This window comes from Bifidobacterium sp. ESL1118 (assembly GCF_058505595.1).
In genome coordinates this window covers 1078098-1093870 of the sequence record NZ_CP196371.1, presented here as the reverse complement: position 1 = coordinate 1093870, position 15773 = coordinate 1078098, and the positions used below count along the sequence as shown (strand labels likewise).

General features: G+C 54.6%; 13 protein-coding genes, 1 tRNA gene and 1 pseudogene. 12 read left to right on the top strand and 3 right to left on the bottom strand.

The annotated features are described in order from the left end of the window. Position 1: 1 nt before the first annotated feature. The 6 genes from sufD to ACSYSS_RS04290 all read left to right on the top strand — a co-directional run bounded on the left by sufD (position 2) and on the right by ACSYSS_RS04290 (position 5991). The gene (gene sufD / locus ACSYSS_RS04315; protein WP_491702856.1) at positions 2-1228 is read left to right on the top strand and encodes a Fe-S cluster assembly protein SufD; all 1227 of its coding nucleotides are present in this window, start codon (positions 2-4) and stop codon (positions 1226-1228) included. A gap of 2 nt (positions 1229-1230) precedes the next feature. Then, positions 1231-2010 (top strand): Fe-S cluster assembly ATPase SufC, encoded by a 780-nt coding sequence (gene sufC, locus ACSYSS_RS04310; protein ID WP_491702855.1) that lies wholly within the window; start codon positions 1231-1233, stop codon positions 2008-2010. A gap of 191 nt (positions 2011-2201) precedes the next feature. Beyond that, the gene (locus ACSYSS_RS04305) at positions 2202-3473 is read left to right on the top strand and encodes a SufS family cysteine desulfurase (RefSeq protein WP_491702854.1); all 1272 of its coding nucleotides are present in this window, start codon (positions 2202-2204) and stop codon (positions 3471-3473) included. Between the two features lie 3 nt (positions 3474-3476). Then, positions 3477-4031, top strand: a complete 555-nt coding sequence (sufU, locus tag ACSYSS_RS04300) for a Fe-S cluster assembly sulfur transfer protein SufU (protein ID WP_491702853.1) — start codon at positions 3477-3479, stop codon at positions 4029-4031. Positions 4032-4063: 32 nt separating this feature from the next. Next, on the top strand, positions 4064-4543 hold the full coding sequence (locus ACSYSS_RS04295) for a metal-sulfur cluster assembly factor (protein ID WP_491702852.1): 480 nt from the start codon (positions 4064-4066) through the stop codon (positions 4541-4543). Positions 4544-4617: 74 nt separating this feature from the next. Beyond that, entirely contained in the window at positions 4618-5991 is a 1374-nt protein-coding gene (locus ACSYSS_RS04290) for an MATE family efflux transporter (RefSeq protein ID WP_491702851.1), read from the top strand. An 89-nt stretch (positions 5992-6080) separates the two neighbouring features. Here ACSYSS_RS04290 and ACSYSS_RS04285 read toward each other — a convergent pair whose 3' ends face one another. Together ACSYSS_RS04285 and ACSYSS_RS04280 are read right to left on the bottom strand one after the other, a co-directional pair. Then, positions 6081-7052, bottom strand: coding sequence for a TrmH family RNA methyltransferase (locus ACSYSS_RS04285; protein ID WP_491702850.1), 972 nt, complete (start codon positions 7050-7052; stop codon positions 6081-6083). A gap of 63 nt (positions 7053-7115) precedes the next feature. Further along, positions 7116-7203, bottom strand: a tRNA-Leu gene (locus ACSYSS_RS04280). A gap of 277 nt (positions 7204-7480) precedes the next feature. Here ACSYSS_RS04280 and ACSYSS_RS04275 point away from each other — a divergent pair. The 6 genes and pseudogenes from ACSYSS_RS04275 (at position 7481) to era (ending at position 13651) form a co-directional block, all read left to right on the top strand. Further along, positions 7481-8278: a 16S rRNA (uracil(1498)-N(3))-methyltransferase gene (locus ACSYSS_RS04275; RefSeq protein ID WP_491702849.1), complete on the top strand. Its 798-nt coding sequence runs from the start codon at positions 7481-7483 to the stop codon at positions 8276-8278. Between the two features lie 194 nt (positions 8279-8472). Beyond that, a pseudogene (locus ACSYSS_RS04270) lies at positions 8473-8802 on the top strand (histidine triad nucleotide-binding protein); the annotation flags it as partial. An 86-nt stretch (positions 8803-8888) separates the two neighbouring features. Continuing rightward, entirely contained in the window at positions 8889-10571 is a 1683-nt protein-coding gene (locus tag ACSYSS_RS04265) for a PhoH family protein (protein ID WP_491702848.1), read from the top strand. Further along, on the top strand, positions 10568-11119 hold the full coding sequence (gene ybeY / locus ACSYSS_RS04260) for an rRNA maturation RNase YbeY (protein WP_491702847.1): 552 nt from the start codon (positions 10568-10570) through the stop codon (positions 11117-11119). The genes ACSYSS_RS04265 and ybeY overlap by 4 nt, the downstream gene beginning before the upstream one ends. An 11-nt stretch (positions 11120-11130) precedes the next feature. Further along, complete coding sequence (locus tag ACSYSS_RS04255; protein WP_491702846.1) at positions 11131-12567, top strand: hemolysin family protein; 1437 nt, start codon at positions 11131-11133, stop codon at positions 12565-12567. Between the two features lie 109 nt (positions 12568-12676). Beyond that, positions 12677-13651: a GTPase Era gene (gene era, locus ACSYSS_RS04250; RefSeq protein WP_491702845.1), complete on the top strand. Its 975-nt coding sequence runs from the start codon at positions 12677-12679 to the stop codon at positions 13649-13651. Positions 13652-13717: 66 nt separating this feature from the next. Here the strand turns inward: era and ACSYSS_RS04245 are convergent, their stop codons facing one another. Further along, positions 13718-15751: an AMP-dependent synthetase/ligase gene (locus ACSYSS_RS04245; RefSeq protein ID WP_491702844.1), complete on the bottom strand. Its 2034-nt coding sequence runs from the start codon at positions 15749-15751 to the stop codon at positions 13718-13720. Between the last annotated feature and the right edge of the window lie 22 nt (positions 15752-15773).

The window sequence follows — 15773 nt, the reverse complement described above, 5'->3', positions numbered from 1 at the left end:
GATGAGCGAACCTAAAGAAATCAATATTCCAGTGGCGGATCCCTCCGATCCGTACGCGCTGCCGGCGGCGATGCCGTCGAGCGCAGATAAGGAGCCTCGCTCCTTTGACCTGACTGCGTTCCCTGAGCCGACGCGCAAGCAGGACGATTGGCGATTCACGCCCATCGACAGGCTTTCCGAGTTCTTCGACGTCTTCGAACCCAGTGGCAAGACTGAGGTCGCCGTCACGAACATCGACGGCACCCCTGTCGATGCGGCAACGGTCGAGGTCGGTGAGGTGGCGCGAGGCGAATTCCCGTCGGGTTCGGTCATGATGCCGAACGACCGTGTCTCCGCAGTCGAATGGAATGTCGGCGGAACGTCCACCGTCGTCCGTTTGAAGGCTGACACCGATCAGCCTGTATTGGTGAATGTGAAGGGAGGTGGGTTCGGCCTCGACTCGTTGCACCTGGTCATCGTCGCTGAAAACGGTGTGACAGCGGATGTTGTGGTGGAGCACCATGGTGAGGCCAAGCTCGCCGAAGGTGTGGAGATCGAGACCGGCAAGGACTCCCACATCTCCACCACATTCGTGCAGGAATGGGAGAGCGGGTCCAAGCATGTGGGCAACCAACGCATTCATCTGGGCGAAAACGCTACATTGCGCCATTCCGTGGTCACCCTTGGTGGCGATGTTGTGCGCATCCGCGTCGACCAGGACTTCGGCGGCCCGCAGGGCAAGCTCAACATGCTCGGCATCTATTTCGTGCAGCCAGGCCAGCACATCGAGCATCGCACCATGGTGGTCCATAACCATCCTGAGTGCACGTCCCGCGTGATCTACAAGGGAGCGCTTGATGGCAAGAAAGCCCATTCCACATGGGTCGGCAACGCCCTCATCCAGCCGACTGCCCCCGGCACCGATTCCTATGAGCTCAACCGCAACCTCGTGCTCACTCATGGCGCTGTGGCTGATTCGGAGCCGAATTTGGAGATTGAGAACGGCGACATCATCGGAGCAGGTCACGCCAGTTCGGTTGGTCGTTTCGACGACGAGCAGCTTTTCTACCTGGAGTCCCGCGGCATCAGTGAAATGGAGGCACGTAAACTCGTGGTCCGTGGCTTCTTCGGAGACCTTGTCGAGCAGATCGGCATACCGCAGATTTCAGAACATTTGATGAGCGTCATCGACCAGCGCCTTTCCCGCGGGGAGAATGAAGCCATGAAGGCCGTATTGGAGGATAAGTAAACATGTCAACATTGGAAGTCAAAGATCTTTACGCATCGGTGGAGACCAAGGAAGGCCGCAAGCAGATCCTGAAGGGTGCCTCCGTCACCATCAACTCGAATGAGACCCACGCCATCATGGGGCCCAATGGCTCCGGCAAATCCACTTTGGCCTACACCATCGCCGGCCATCCAAAGTATCTGGTCGATTCCGGACAAGTGCTGCTGGACGGTGAGGACCTACTTAAGATGACTGTGGACGAGCGGGCCAAGAAGGGCCTGTTCCTAGCTATGCAGTACCCGGAGGAGGTGCCGGGCGTCTCCATGACGAACTTCCTGCGCACAGCCAAGACCGAGGTCGATGGTCAGGCGCCGTCGATCCGTACGTGGACCAAGGAGCTCACCGATGCCATGAGGAAGCTTCGCATGGACCCGAAGTTCGCCTCGCGCTCCGTCAACGAGGGCTTCTCTGGCGGGGAGAAGAAGCGGGCTGAGGTCTTGCAGCTTGAACTTTTGAAACCGAAGTTCGCCATCATGGACGAGACCGATTCAGGGCTCGATGTGGATGCCTTGCGCATCGTCTCCGAGGGCGTGAACCGTGCCAAGGAGAACACCGGCCTGGGCATCATGCTCATCACGCATTACACACGAATCTTGAAGTACATCAAGCCCGACATCGTGCACGTCTTTGCCGACGGTCGCTTCGTAAAGACCGGTGGCCCTGAGCTTGCGGATGAGTTGGAGGAGACCGGCTACGATCAGTACATGCCGGAAGGCTCGGACTCTGAGTCCGCTCTGGCATAAGAAGTCATGCTGAGTCATGTGTTGCAGATACGGCGAACGTTACGAAAAAGGAAACGTATCTGCAGCAATGGCTATAAGCGTTACAAGTTTGCAGCGAAGAATTGTGATTATAACTTGATGTTCGGGCTTTAGTCGGTACATGGGCGGGAATGGGTACAAGACTGTTTACTCAGTCATTGAAAGGAATCAATATGGTTGATTTTGCAGCGATTCGCGAGCAGTTTCCGATTCTGAATCAGGAAATCCACGGCCATCCTCTTGTGTATCTTGATTCAAGTGCCACGGCTCAGAAACCTGAATGTGTCATTGATGCCGAAACCGACTTTTACCGGACCATCAACGCCGGTGTACATCGGGGAGCGCATGAACTCGCCTCTCGAAGCACCGTTGCATTTGAAGATGCTCGGGCCAAGGTTGCACGTCTGGTCGGTGCCAATGCCGAAGAGGGGCAGGAAGAGATCGTGGTCACGGCCGGTGCCACAGCAGGCCTTAATCTGCTTGCCACCGCGTTCGGCAATGCCTCGCTTGGGCGAGGTGGCAAAGCGGCTGAGCGCTTTGCATTGAAGCCTGGAGACGAGATCGTGGTCTCCAAGGCCGAGCACCATTCCGTGCTGCTGCCCTTCCAGGAACTCGCTTTACGAACCGGCGCCACGCTCAAGTGGCTCGACTTGAGCCCGGATGGCCGTATCCTATCAGACACTGCCGGAGAGGTCATCACTGAACGCACCAAGATTGTCGCCGTCACGCACATTTCCAATGTCACTGGTGCCATTACCGATTTGGCTCCAATTGTGAAGCGGGCCCATGAGGTCGGAGCCATCGTCGTGCTCGATGCCTGTCAGTCGGTGCCCCACCTGAAGATTGACTTCCACAAGCTTGATGTCGATTTTGCCGCTTGGAGTGCACATAAGATGTACGGGCCAACTGGAGTCGGGTTCCTTTATGGCAGGCGTGAACTGTTGGAGGCATTGCCGCCGGCAAGCTTCGGTGGTTCGATGGTCAATCTTGCTTGGATGGAAAAGCCAGCCGAATACATGGATCCGCCGATGCGCTTTGAGGCTGGCACTCAACCGGTGGCCCAAGTGGTGGCCGCCGGGGTCGCGGCTGATTGGATGCGCGGCATCGGCATGGAGAACTTTGAGGCTCATGAAAAGGCCATCACGTCTGAGTTGTTGAAGATAAATGATATAGATGGTGTGCGTGTGCTGGGCCCTGTGAACTGCACGGATCGTGTCGGCACCGTTTCGTTTGATGTCGAAGGCGTCCATCCGCATGATGTGGGGCAGTTCATTGATGCCCAGGGCATAGAGATTCGTGTCGGTCATCATTGTGCCCAACCGGTGCACCGGCACTTTGGGCTCTATGCCTCCAACCGTGCCTCAACAGGTATTTATAATACGGTCGAAGAGGCGCAACAGCTGGTGGAGACGGTCAAGAAAGTCCGTCCATTCTTTAAGGTATGAGGTATGGAGAATTTCGGTTTAAGCGGCAATGATTTGGAGCAGATGTATCAGGAGGTCATCCTTGATGCCTCCAAACATCCGCATGGCAAGGAGACGTTTGCTTCGGATACGGTCAGTGAGTCGGTCGGGAGTGGCACTTCCGGTGAGACCACGGTGCGTGCCTCACATGAATATTGCACTCCGGGGGAGTCTCACCAGTTCAATCCCACGTGCGGCGACCAAGTGACGGTGCATGTGGAAGTGAGCGAAGACGAACCCCGTCGCATCGAGCGCCTGGTGTGGGATGGCAGTGGCTGTTCCATCTCTCAGGCCAGTCTATCGATGATGGTCGATCTGGTGAGTGGCAAGACCGTGGATGAGGCCATGAAGATAGAGGAGACGTTCCAAAAGCTGATGAAATCAAGAGGGGCGGGCCTTGTTGACGATGCCGAGGCTGAGAAGCTCGAGGATGCAGTGGCGTTCCAGGGTGTCTCCAAATACCCGATGCGCATCAAATGTGCGTTGCTTGGATGGGCCGGTCTTAAGGATTCCATCGCCAAGGCACTTACAGCAGACTAAGGGCCAAACGCTCCTGAGCAAAGAAGGGCAATATGATGGACGATAACAATCTGACCCAAGAGGCTGGGGCCGCCGATTCCGGTTCTGCTGTGAAGACTCCTGAAGCAACAGACACCGCTGTGGCGGGCCAGACGGTAAACGACGAGCAGACTGGCATTCCGCTCAAGGCCGTGGATGACATCGGTCGGGCCACCGCTGCTGACGTGCGTGAGGCGTTGCATCAGGTCATCGACCCTGAACTTGGCATCGACGTGGTTGATCTGGGCTTGGTCTACGGCATTGAAATCGACGACCAGCACCGTGCCATCATCACCATGACGTTGACCACTCCTGCCTGCCCTCTGACTGACTTGTTGGAGGACCAGTGCGCCAGCGTGTTGGCCGGATTGGTGGAGGAGTTTCGCATCGACTGGACCTGGACTCCGCAGTGGACGCTCGATAAGATCCTGCCGGAAGGACGTGAGCAGCTGGAGGCCATTGGCTTCAATTTCGACAACATGCCGAAGTACTGAACCTGCAGAAGGCGTGCTTGGGAAACGGCGAGAGCTTGCGCACCTGTTGAAAACAGACTTTACTGGTCCTTGTGTTGGGAAACGGAGATAAGAATGACCAGTCGGGCCAGGAATCGAATCTGGAGACCACGCCCATACCTCGTTTGGCGTTATCGCTTTCGATTCCGGCCATGGTGGCCCAGAGCGCTAACGCCTTCTATACGATTTTCGATCGATTGCTGATTTCCCATATTCCCGAAGGCGGGGATGCAGCCGTCGCAGGTATCGGCATCTGCACGCCAATCACCATCATCATAGCCGCATTCGCCATGTTCGTTGGTTCTGGAGGAGCGCCGCTGGCATCCATTGAGCTCGGCAGGCATCGGCGTGACAACGCGGGAAGGATTCTCGGAGTGTGCGTGAGCATGACGGTGTGCATCTCAGTGGTTCTCGCTGTGTTGATTTTCGTGTTTCGCAGGCCGATTCTTTATCTGTGCGGAGCGACCGATGAAACGTATCCTTTCGCCAACACGTTCCTTTCTGTGTATCTGCTTGGGACGCTGCCCACCCAGGTTTCGCTCGGGCTCAACAATTTCATTTCCGCACAGGGCAAGGCCAAGTATTCCATGCTCACCACGCTCATTGGTGTGTTCGTCAGCATCGTGCTTGACCCACTATTTATCTTCGTCTTTCATTGGGGCATCGCTGGTTCGGCTTTTGCCAACGTCATCGCACAAACCTGTTCCGCGGTGTGGATCGTCGTGTTCCTCACTTCGAGACGCAGCATGATGCGTATACGGCAGGCAAACCTGGTTGCAGTCGAATATGTCGGCCGTATTCTGGCGCTTGGCTGTTCGCCGTTCGTCATGCAATTCACCGAATGCCTCATCAACGTGGCGTTCAACACACAGCTCAAGCGCTATGGTGGCGACAGCTACATCACAGCCATGACCATCATCACCAGCTGCATTCAGCTGCTCAATATTTTCTCTACTGGAATCACGCAGGGCATCCAACCCATCATCAGCTACAACTATGGGGCGCGGAAGCCCGGGCGCGTACGGTCCGCCTACCGGCTTTGCTTCACCTCATACATCATCATCGTGAGCATCGTAGTGCTCTTGGTCTCGCTCAAAGCCCGTGGTTTTGCCTCATTGTTCACCTCTACTGAATCCATTAAAGACATTGTGTCCAGAATGATGCCCATATTCATCGCAGGCATGGGCGTCTTTGGTCTGCAAAACGGCACCCAGTGCACGTTGATGGGCCTGGGGCAGGCCAAGCCTTCGCTGTTCCTGGCTGTTTTGCGAAAAATCATCCTTCTGATTCCACTTGCCATCGTCCTACCGAATTTCATCGGAGTGCTTGGGGTGTTTGTGGCCGAACCCATTTCGGACATCACTTCGGCGTTGGTATCCGCACTTGTCTTCCACCAGGTGGTGCCAAAACTGCTCGTCAAAGACAATTAACGCCACGTCCGCAAGGCGAATAATGGCAATGAAGTGTATTGCCCATGAATCGGATAGTCGCCTTACAGCGTATTGATCTGCAATCGCGTTCACGGCCTGACTCGTGTGGCCCAGAAGGCGACTGCGCTGGATGCCGCAACGTTGAGGCTGTCTACGCCATGGCTCATCGGGATGCGAACCGTGATGTCTGCGCCCGCGATGGTATGGTTGCTGAGTCCGTCGCCCTCTGTGCCAAAAATCAGCGCCAGCTTGTCGATGTGATTTGGCTCCTCGTCTGGGTTGTTCAGGCGTTGCACCAGTGTGTCCAGATTGATGGAGTCATCTCGTAGAGCCATGGCTGCTGTGGTGAAGCCGAGGTCATGGAGTTGTTTGAGTCCGTGTTTTGGCCACCAGCGGTTCTCTTCTTCGTGGGTCATTGGACTATCACGATGTTCCGTTGTCGTTGTGGCTGAATCAAGGTTGTCGGTCTTTGTCTTTGGCCGGATCATTGCGAGTTCGCTCTCTGGAGTGACGATACGGGTCCAAGGTACTTGAAAGACCGTTCCCATGGAAACGCGGGCAGCACGACGATAGAGCGGGTCTCCGCACGATGGGGAGACGAGCACCGCATCCACGTCCAAGGCCGCGGCTGAGCGCATCAGCGCGCCTACGTTCGTGGGGTCAACGATGTTTTCCATCACCGCAATCCGTCGAGCGCCTTGGCACACCTTTTCGACGCTGGGTAATTTCCAGCGGCGCATGGCGGCCAAAGCCCCGCGGTGGAGCCGATAACCGGTTAGCCTCTTGAGTTGCTCGGGTGATGCCACATACACGGGAACACCATCTCCCCAACGGTTGTCGATACGTTTGAACATGTCGCTCATTCCATCCAGCCAAGGTTCTTCGACGAGCAATGAGATGGGTTCTCGGTCTGCCGCCAGCGCACGGTCAATCACTTTGGGGGACTCGGCAATAAAGATTCCCTTCTCGGGTTCCAGGCGGTTGCGTAGTTGGACCTCAGTGAGATTGGTATAGAGACCCACACGCTCGTCGTCAATGGAATCGATGTGAATGACCTGCATGGCGTGCCTTTCGTGACGATACGAAAAACTCCCGAAACTTGTTCAGTTCCAGGAGCCTATTCGTGCCCAGGACGGGAGTTGAACCCGTACGCCCGATAAAATTAGGCACAAGCACCTCAAGCTTGCGCGTCTACCATTCCGCCACCTGGGCAGGTGTCGTTCACACAACAGAGAAAATTATACACCGATTTGACCGACGAGATATCTACGGTGTGTCGAAGACGGGGAATGGTCGTTGCCGGGGTATTCCGTCCATCCCTACCTTTTACGATACGAAATGACGCTTTTGGTAGCACAATGTGGGGATGTTATTGGGATTCCTACCTTTTGCGACATTGCATGATGCTTTTGGTAGCGCGAGAGGGCTGTAACGTTGGATGTTGTGAGGGGTGTTGGGTTTGGTGCAGAGCAACCGATACCCTGTAAGCATGACCGCTCCTTTGTTTCTACTTCACACGGACCATGACGATGCCCCCATTAACCGCAGTGAAATGCGGGAAGGCTGGGTGCTCACACTGCCACAAAGCGTCAGGCACCATGCCATAGACGTCATGAGACTTGGCGATGGTGAAACACTGCAACTCAGCGATGGCAAGGGTTTGCGTATTGATGCGCAAATTGTCGACGCTGACCATGCCGAGGCTCGCGTCACAGGGTTCATCTCAGAGCCTGAGCCTGTCACTCGTCTTTGCCTCATTCAGGCGTTGGCTAAGAACGGTCGCGACGAACAGGCCATCGACACGGCGACTCAGATTGGTGTGGATCAGGTGGTTCCTTGGCAGGCGGGCCGGTCCATTGCCAAATGGAAGGTCGGTCGTACCGACGGAAAATGGGACAAGGTGTTGCAGTCAGCCACGGAGCAGTCCCGTCGTGCATGGATGCCCTTGCTCTCTGAGTGTGCGTCTAGCAAGGGAGTTGTGGCGATCTGCCGTAGGGCGTGTGTCCATGGTGACATCGTAGTGGTGCTTCATCAAGATGCAACCGCCACCTGGGATGGCATCGAACAATCGGTGGCACAGCTCGAACGACGGTGCTTGCAAGACGGGAGGTCTCGTACCATCAACGTGGTTGTGGGCCCTGAAGGCGGTATCAGCGAGCAGGAAGTGGCCGATTTCAGCGCTGCGGGGGCGCAGGTGTGCGTGCTCGGGACCAATATCATGCGAGCGTCCACTGCGGGCCCTGTGGCGCTTTCGTTGCTTTCCAGGTCTCTGGGAAGATTTAACTAGAACGTTCAGCTCAATCGTCTTATGACGGTTGTGGGGAATGCCTGCCGTGGCTTTCGCCACGTATATTCGATCAGTGTGCGAATGATCGTCGAGCGTTACAAAGGGCTGCTTTCGGATAGCGAATTATCCTAGCGAAGCAATACCATTGAGATGGAGGCGTAAGCTACGCTGAAGGTTCAGTTTCAAGGAGAGATATGAACGATGATTGCCTGTTCTGTAAGATCATAGCCGGGGATATTCCCAGCACGAAGGTGTATGAAGACGACACCACATTCGCGTTTAGGGATGTCAATCCAAAGGCCAAGGTACATGTGCTTGTCGTACCCAAGAAGCACTACGCCAATGTGGCTGAACTTGCCAAGGCCGATTCTGCCCAGTTGGCCCACATGGTAAAGGTCGCGCAGAGCATTGCCGACAAGGAATACAACGGCTCGTTCCGTTTGATCTTCAATACGGGCAAGGAAGCGGGGCAGTCGGTGTTCCATGCCCATATGCATGTGCTTACCGGAGAGGACCTCGAGGACACACCAATGAACGAGTCAGAAAATCATGTGACGCATGCATACGATACCAGCGGCACACAGTCTGAGGAATAGGAACCAGGAACATAGTGGCTGTAGCTAAACGTGTCATCACCATCCCCGACGACCTCGACCCGGTCACCGCACTGGGGCCGGGAGACTCTGTACTTGCGGAAGTCGAACATGCTTTTCCCAAGGTCGATATCTTTGTGCGCGGCAATCGCATCGAGCTTGCCGCATATTCCGCTCGTGACGACGCCGAAGCCGACCGGGCGGCGGGTGTGCTTGAAGACATCATCGAAGAGGCCTATAAGGCGCCTGTTGAGGCATCGGTGGTGCGACGCATGCTCGAACGAGATTCAGTCGGACGTGGGCACGGCCATCGTCTGCAGCACGACGATGCAGGTTTCGGTGCCAATCGTAGATCGTTGGCGTCACACGGGAGCCACTATGCCGTTGTTTCAGGCGATTACGGGCATGCAAAGGAAAAAGACAGCAACGCCGAGAACGATTTCGCTGACAGCTCCAATATGAGCATAGAAGGTGCTTCACAAGACCCTGTGGATCGGGCATACCCGGCAAATAGTGCCAGTGCCCCTTCTGCTACTCTGCTGCAACGCGTCCATCATGGACGGCATGCGGCCCAGCCGGCCGATGCGCCCAATACGACATCCGATTTTGGTTATACTGCCAAGAGCGTGCAGCCGGTGCCAACGGTCACCACCAGCACCCACAGGACACGCATCCCCGGCATCATCACCATGGCAGCAGGAGAGCCCGTTCGCGCTAAGACGGCGGGGCAGGTGGCGTATGTGGGTGCCATCGAAGAGCACACCATCACATTCGGCATAGGCCCTGCCGGTACGGGCAAGACCTATCTGGCCGTGGCTAAGGCTGTTCGTGCCTTTGAGGACGGCCGTGTGAGCCGTATCATTCTGACGCGTCCTGCGGTTGAGGCGGGGGAGAGTCTTGGTTTTCTTCCCGGTACACTCAACGACAAGGTAGACCCATACCTTCGTCCACTCTATGATGCGCTTTCCGACATGCTAGGTGCCGCTCAATTGCATCGGTATATGAACGATGGAAGCATAGAGGTGGCTCCGCTTGCGTATATGCGTGGACGAACTTTGAATGACGCGTTTGTCATCCTTGACGAAGCTCAGAACACCACTGAGCAGCAGATGAAGATGTTTTTGACGAGGCTTGGGTTCAACACCACGATGGTGATCACTGGGGATGTCACCCAGGTCGATCTTGGTGTGCGGCATTCCGGGCTCGGTACCATCGAGTGCATTCTTACAGGCATCGATGATATCGCATTCATTCATCTTACTGAGCGTGACGTGGTGCGTCATGCGTTGGTCGGCCGTATTGTGGCGGCGTATAACGACCATGATGAACAGGTTGCTTGTCATCGGGAGAATCGACATCGTATGGTGAGTGCTGTCGATGTGGAGAAACAGGACAACGGCAAAATAGGTAAGTCCGATAAGAAAAAACATAAGAAAGACAAGAAGAAGAGAAGAATATCCGAAGACGGCACCGGCAACGCTGGTGCTTTCAAGTCTTCTCGTTCCAACGCCGAACAAGATTCGCCGGCACAAACAGTCTTCCCAGATGGTTCCAGTGTGCTCAGTGAGGCCTATGGTGCAGGAAGCTTCAATGAAGGTCAGGGTTCCATGTCAACGAACAGTGATCAAAACGATGAGCCTTTGGCTGGCATAGATGTGTATCGTTCGGGCAATGACGACATTGAGGAGTTCGACCAATGAGTGTTGACGTGACCAACGAAACGGTCTGGCATATCGATCTCAAGGTCTTTTCCGAGCTTGGAATTTGGGTGATGAGCCAAATGCGGGTCAGTACGGAATCCGATCTTACGATCTTGTTCGTCGATCCAGATCCGATAGCCCAACTTCATATGCGCTGGATGCAGTTGGAAGGTCCCACGGATGTGATGAGCTTCCCAATGGACGAGTTGCGCCCCGGCGATGATTCCGATGAGATGGAGGGTGTGCTGGGAGATGTCGTCATTTGCCCTTGGGTCGCGGCTCAACAGGCATTGGCCGCAGGACATTCGGTGGTACAGGAGATGATGCTTCTGACCATTCACGGCATTCTTCACCTGCTCGGATACGACCATACCACTCCTGAGGAAGAGCGACAGATGTTTGGGCTTCAGCGCCAGCTGTTGCTTACCTATTTCGCCATACGGCAGGGCTCCATCGACCCTGCGGAGCTTCCTGACGGGAGCATTGATTTGCTCGCCAGCTGGGATAGGGAACATGCAAACAGTTCCGATACGACGCAAGGGAGTTGACTGCGTAAGTGATGATTGACACGTTGACTATAGTGGTGCTCACCGCACTTGTTCTTGCCACATTGCTGCTCATCTGGCTTTCCCTGGTTCTGTCTTCAAACGAATTCGCCGTTTCCAGGGTCACGCGTTCAAGTCTCAACAACATGATACTGGATGTGCAGACTGATGACGATCTTGGAGCCTTTGCCCAACGCAAGCGAATCGATAGGATCCACCATGTGCAGAGAATGATTTCAGACCGATCGGGTACTGCAAGTTCCTGTGCCTTTTTCAGAATACTGTGCAACGTCTTTTCCGGCGTCTTTGTTTCGGTCATTTCCATGGTGTTGCATGCCCCATATTGGGCCGTTCTTATCATAGGTGTTGTTTTCACCCTTGCAGTGTCTTTGCTCTCTGTTCTGTATAGGGCTCATTCGCCGGGTTTGCTACACCCGGAAAGCACGATGCTCGGTTCTGCAAAATTGCTGACTCTGGTGACTATTCTTACGCCATTTGTGCATCAGAAGGAGCACAAAAACAGGCGTGACGACCATGCAGGTACAGAGCTTTCGGACGATGAAGAACTTGAACGCATCCAGAACAGTCAGAGCCGATCGCTGGTGGAACAGCTGGTGGAGACTTCCGATTTCGACCCGGAAGTGGGTGAGATGCTACGCAATGTGCTCACTCTTTCAGACACACTGACTCGCGAGATCATGGTTCCCCGCACCGACATGATCTATACTTCGCAGGACGATTCGTTGCTCGACTTACTGCAGCTGTGCACGCGCTCAGGCTATTCCCGCATACCTGTCATCGGTGAGGATCTGGATGACCTGAAAGGCATGGCCTATCTGAAGGATGCGGTGCGGGCCACGGCCTTCAACCCTGAAGCACAATCACGGTCCGTCACTTCCATACTGCGCCATCCAATGCTGGTTCCGGAATCCAAGCCGGTGGATGATCTGTTTCACGAGATGCAACGTACACGTCAACATGTGGCTGTGGTCATCGACGAATACGGCGGCGTGGCAGGCATGGTTACCATCGAAGACACCATAGAGCAAATCGTCGGTGAATTGGAAGACGAGCATGACCGGGTGCAGCATGAAGAGCCGAAGCAGGTCGGTGAGCATGAATGGCGGATGCCGGCCAGGACTCCCATCGCCGACCTAGAGGAGATTTTTGAGGTCGATCTCAATGAGGACGACGTGGACACTGTGTACGGTTTGCTCACCAAGCTACTTGGCCGTGTGCCCATTGTCGGCAGGAGTGCCACAACCCACGGATTGAGGCTTACGGCCGTGGATTCGGCAGGTAGGCGCAAGAAAGTCTCGACCATACTTGTGCAGCCAGTCGCCGATGAGGAAGAAGCTCGAAGAAGTGAGCAAGGCATGGCCGACACACAGGAAACAGCAAATGAAACTGATTTGCAAAGTGGGCATTCTGCTGACGGCCACGACGAGTGATGCGCAGAACGTCTCATCGAATTCGTCTTGCCGGCAATGGTTATCGAGCTGTTTCAGTATGAAAAAGTTGTAAGGATACGCAATGACAAACAAAAAGGCATATGATGCAATGACTTATAGCAATAAGCCTTCAGAGGCTCTGCAACCCTATCATTCAGGTTTCGTGGCCGTGGTGGGCAGGCCGAATGTCGGTAAATCGACATTGATCAATGCACTCGTGGGAACGAGGGTCGCCATCACATCCTCACGGCCAGAGACAACGCGTAAGGCGATACGCGGCATCCTCACCACTGACCATGCACAGCTGGTGTTGGTTGACACTCCCGGCATTCATCGGCCACGTACATTGCTTGGGCAGAGGCTCAATGAGATTGTAGACGAGTCGCTGAGTGACGTGGACGAGATAGCGTTTCTGCTGCCTGGAGACCAGGCAATCGGTCCGGGGGATCGACGTATTTTGAGTCGTTTGCGAGGCGAGTTTGCCAAGAAACGTAGTGATGGATCGTTCACCTGGAACGTTCCGCTCGTGGCCATTGTGACCAAGATCGATACACTCAGCCACAAGCAGCTCATGAACAAGATGATGGAAATCACTCGATTTGCAGATTTTACTGATCTTGTGCCCGTCAGCGCGTTGGAGGACGACAATCTGGGTGAGGTACGTAATGTACTCATCGACAACATGCCCGAAGGGCCGAAAATGTACCCCGACGATCAGATTTCCGAGGAAAGGCCTGAGGATACGATAGCCGAACTCGTTCGTGGCGCTTTTTTGGAGGAATTGGACGATGAGCTTCCCCATTCGTTGGCCGTTGTGGTGGATTCAATCGAGCGCCCTGGCAACAGCGATGATCCTGATACACTCGACGGCAAGGCCCACGTACTGGTGTCGGTTTATGTTGAGCGTGACTCTCAGAAGCCAATCATCATAGGCCATCACGCAGAGCATCTGGTGCAGGTCAAGAAAAGGCTTCGTACCGCGGTCAATCGCATTGTCGGGCAGAAGGCCAAACTCGATTTGCACGTGAAAGTGGCCAAACGTTGGCAATCCGATCCCAAGCAACTCGATCGCCTTGGTTTCTAGCCATCATGCTACATTCCGTCTGGACATGATTCCTTGTCGTATGCAGGGAATCATGTCCATTATCGGTTATTTGCGCTTGGTGTACATCTGGGTATTAAGCAGATCAGCGTAGTGTTTGATGACCGCTGGACGCTTCACCTTCATTGAAGCGGTCAACATACCATTTTCCTGGGTGAATTCCTCAGGTAGTACGATGAATTTGCGAACGGATTCCGCTCGTGACACGCCCTCATTGGCCTCATCCACATATTTTTGTATTTCGGCACGTACAACGGCATTCTTGGCGATCTCTTCCATCGGCATGCTGGAATCAAGGCGCTGTGAGTCCAGCCAAGAACGGACGGCATCCTCATCAAGGGTGATCAGCGCAGAGATGAATGGTCGTTTGTCTCCGAGCACAAGCGCCTGGGAAACGATGCTGCACCGTTGGATGACCTCTTCTACGGGGCCAGGAGCCATGTTTTTTCCGCCGGCTGTTATGATGAGGTCTTTTTTACGTCCGGTGATGTAGAGGAAACCTTCTTCGGTGATGCGCCCCAAATCCCCAGTGGCATACCATCCATCGTCTGTGAAGGCAAGTTCGGTAGCCTCATCGTTCTTATGGTAACGGTGGAATACACAGGTACCCTTGATCTGAATCTCCCCATCCTTGGCGAGGCGGATTGTAAACCCTGGGTAAGGCACACCTACCGATCCTGCATGAAAAGGAGTGCCTTTGGGGTTGAAGGCGCACGGTGCTGTAGTCTCGGTCAGGCCATAACCTTCATATGCCGGTACACCTGCACCACGGAAGAAAGCCAGCAACTGCGGGTCCAGAGGTGCACCACCAGTGACAAACCACTCCGCTTGCCCTCCCAGTACTTCACGCAACGATTTATAGACTAGTGGGTCAAACATGGCCCGCCGTACCTTTGTGGACATCGTCAGCGTTCCGGCTTCCTGCTCATTGATGTACCGTTGGGCGGCAACGACTGCAGAGGCGAATATGAATCCCTTGATGCCATGGCCTGCCTTTTGCGATGCCGCGTTGTATACCTTCTCAAGTACGCGTGGCACAAGGATGGTCACACTGGGCTTTGCCTTCTGTAGGTCGGTGAGCAATGTCTTTGTTCCGGAAGAGATGTATATGCGTAAATCGCTGGCCACGACGATATAGTTGACGGCCCTGGCGAATGTATGTGCCTGCGGCAGGAACAGCAGCACGGATTTGTCCTTTTGAGTCAGAAGGTCCGGCATGTAACCCCGTAGGTTGAGCGCTGTAGTGCAATAATGCTCGTGTGTCATCTCCACACCCTTAGGTGCCGCAGTCGAGCCTGAAGTGTAGACAATCGAGCATATGTCGGTTTTCCTGATGGAGTCGATGCGTTCGTCCAGGGTCGTATCCTCAATGGAGGTGCCATAATCACGAAGCTCTTGTAAAGCCCCTGCCTCCAGGCAATAGATTTTCTCCAATGACGGGCAATCCTCTACAGCTCCGTCTGAGTCCTCCCTCATGTCCCGGGTCTCAACAATGAGCAAACGTGCGTCAGAGTTATTGACGATGTTGCGAATCTGCTCGGGAGAGTCAGTCTCATATATCGTTGCCAGAATTCCGCCGATAGCCACCACTGCCGCATCCACGACGTTCCAGTCGTAGGAGGTATGGCTCATGAAAGCCACAGCATCTCCCTTGCCCAAACCGTAATGCATGAGGCCCTTGGCCACAGCCCTGACATCGGCAAGGAACTCTTTCGCTGTTTTGGTGATCCATTGCCCGTCTTCTTGGTATGTGTACAATGGATCATCGCCCATACGGTTTGCCCGATCCACGTATAGATCATAAATGCTCATGCCCTCATCCACCGGATCAAGCCCTGGGGTGTTGACGGTAAGAAGGCCTGTCGTATCGTCTATGTATGTCGTGGTGGGGAATCCGGGGCCCCATTCGTGCGAACTTGGTAACTTCGTCGTATCGATGGGCTCCACGTTTTTACCGATTTCGACCTCGCCATCATATTCAGGATCATTGCCGTGGACGGGATTGCTGAACCCGCTTGTGAGATGGAATGCCTTTCGCCCGATGTTGTTGATTGACTCCTTCAGTGTTGCATTGCCGGACACGTCTTCTCCTCATTGGATGGCT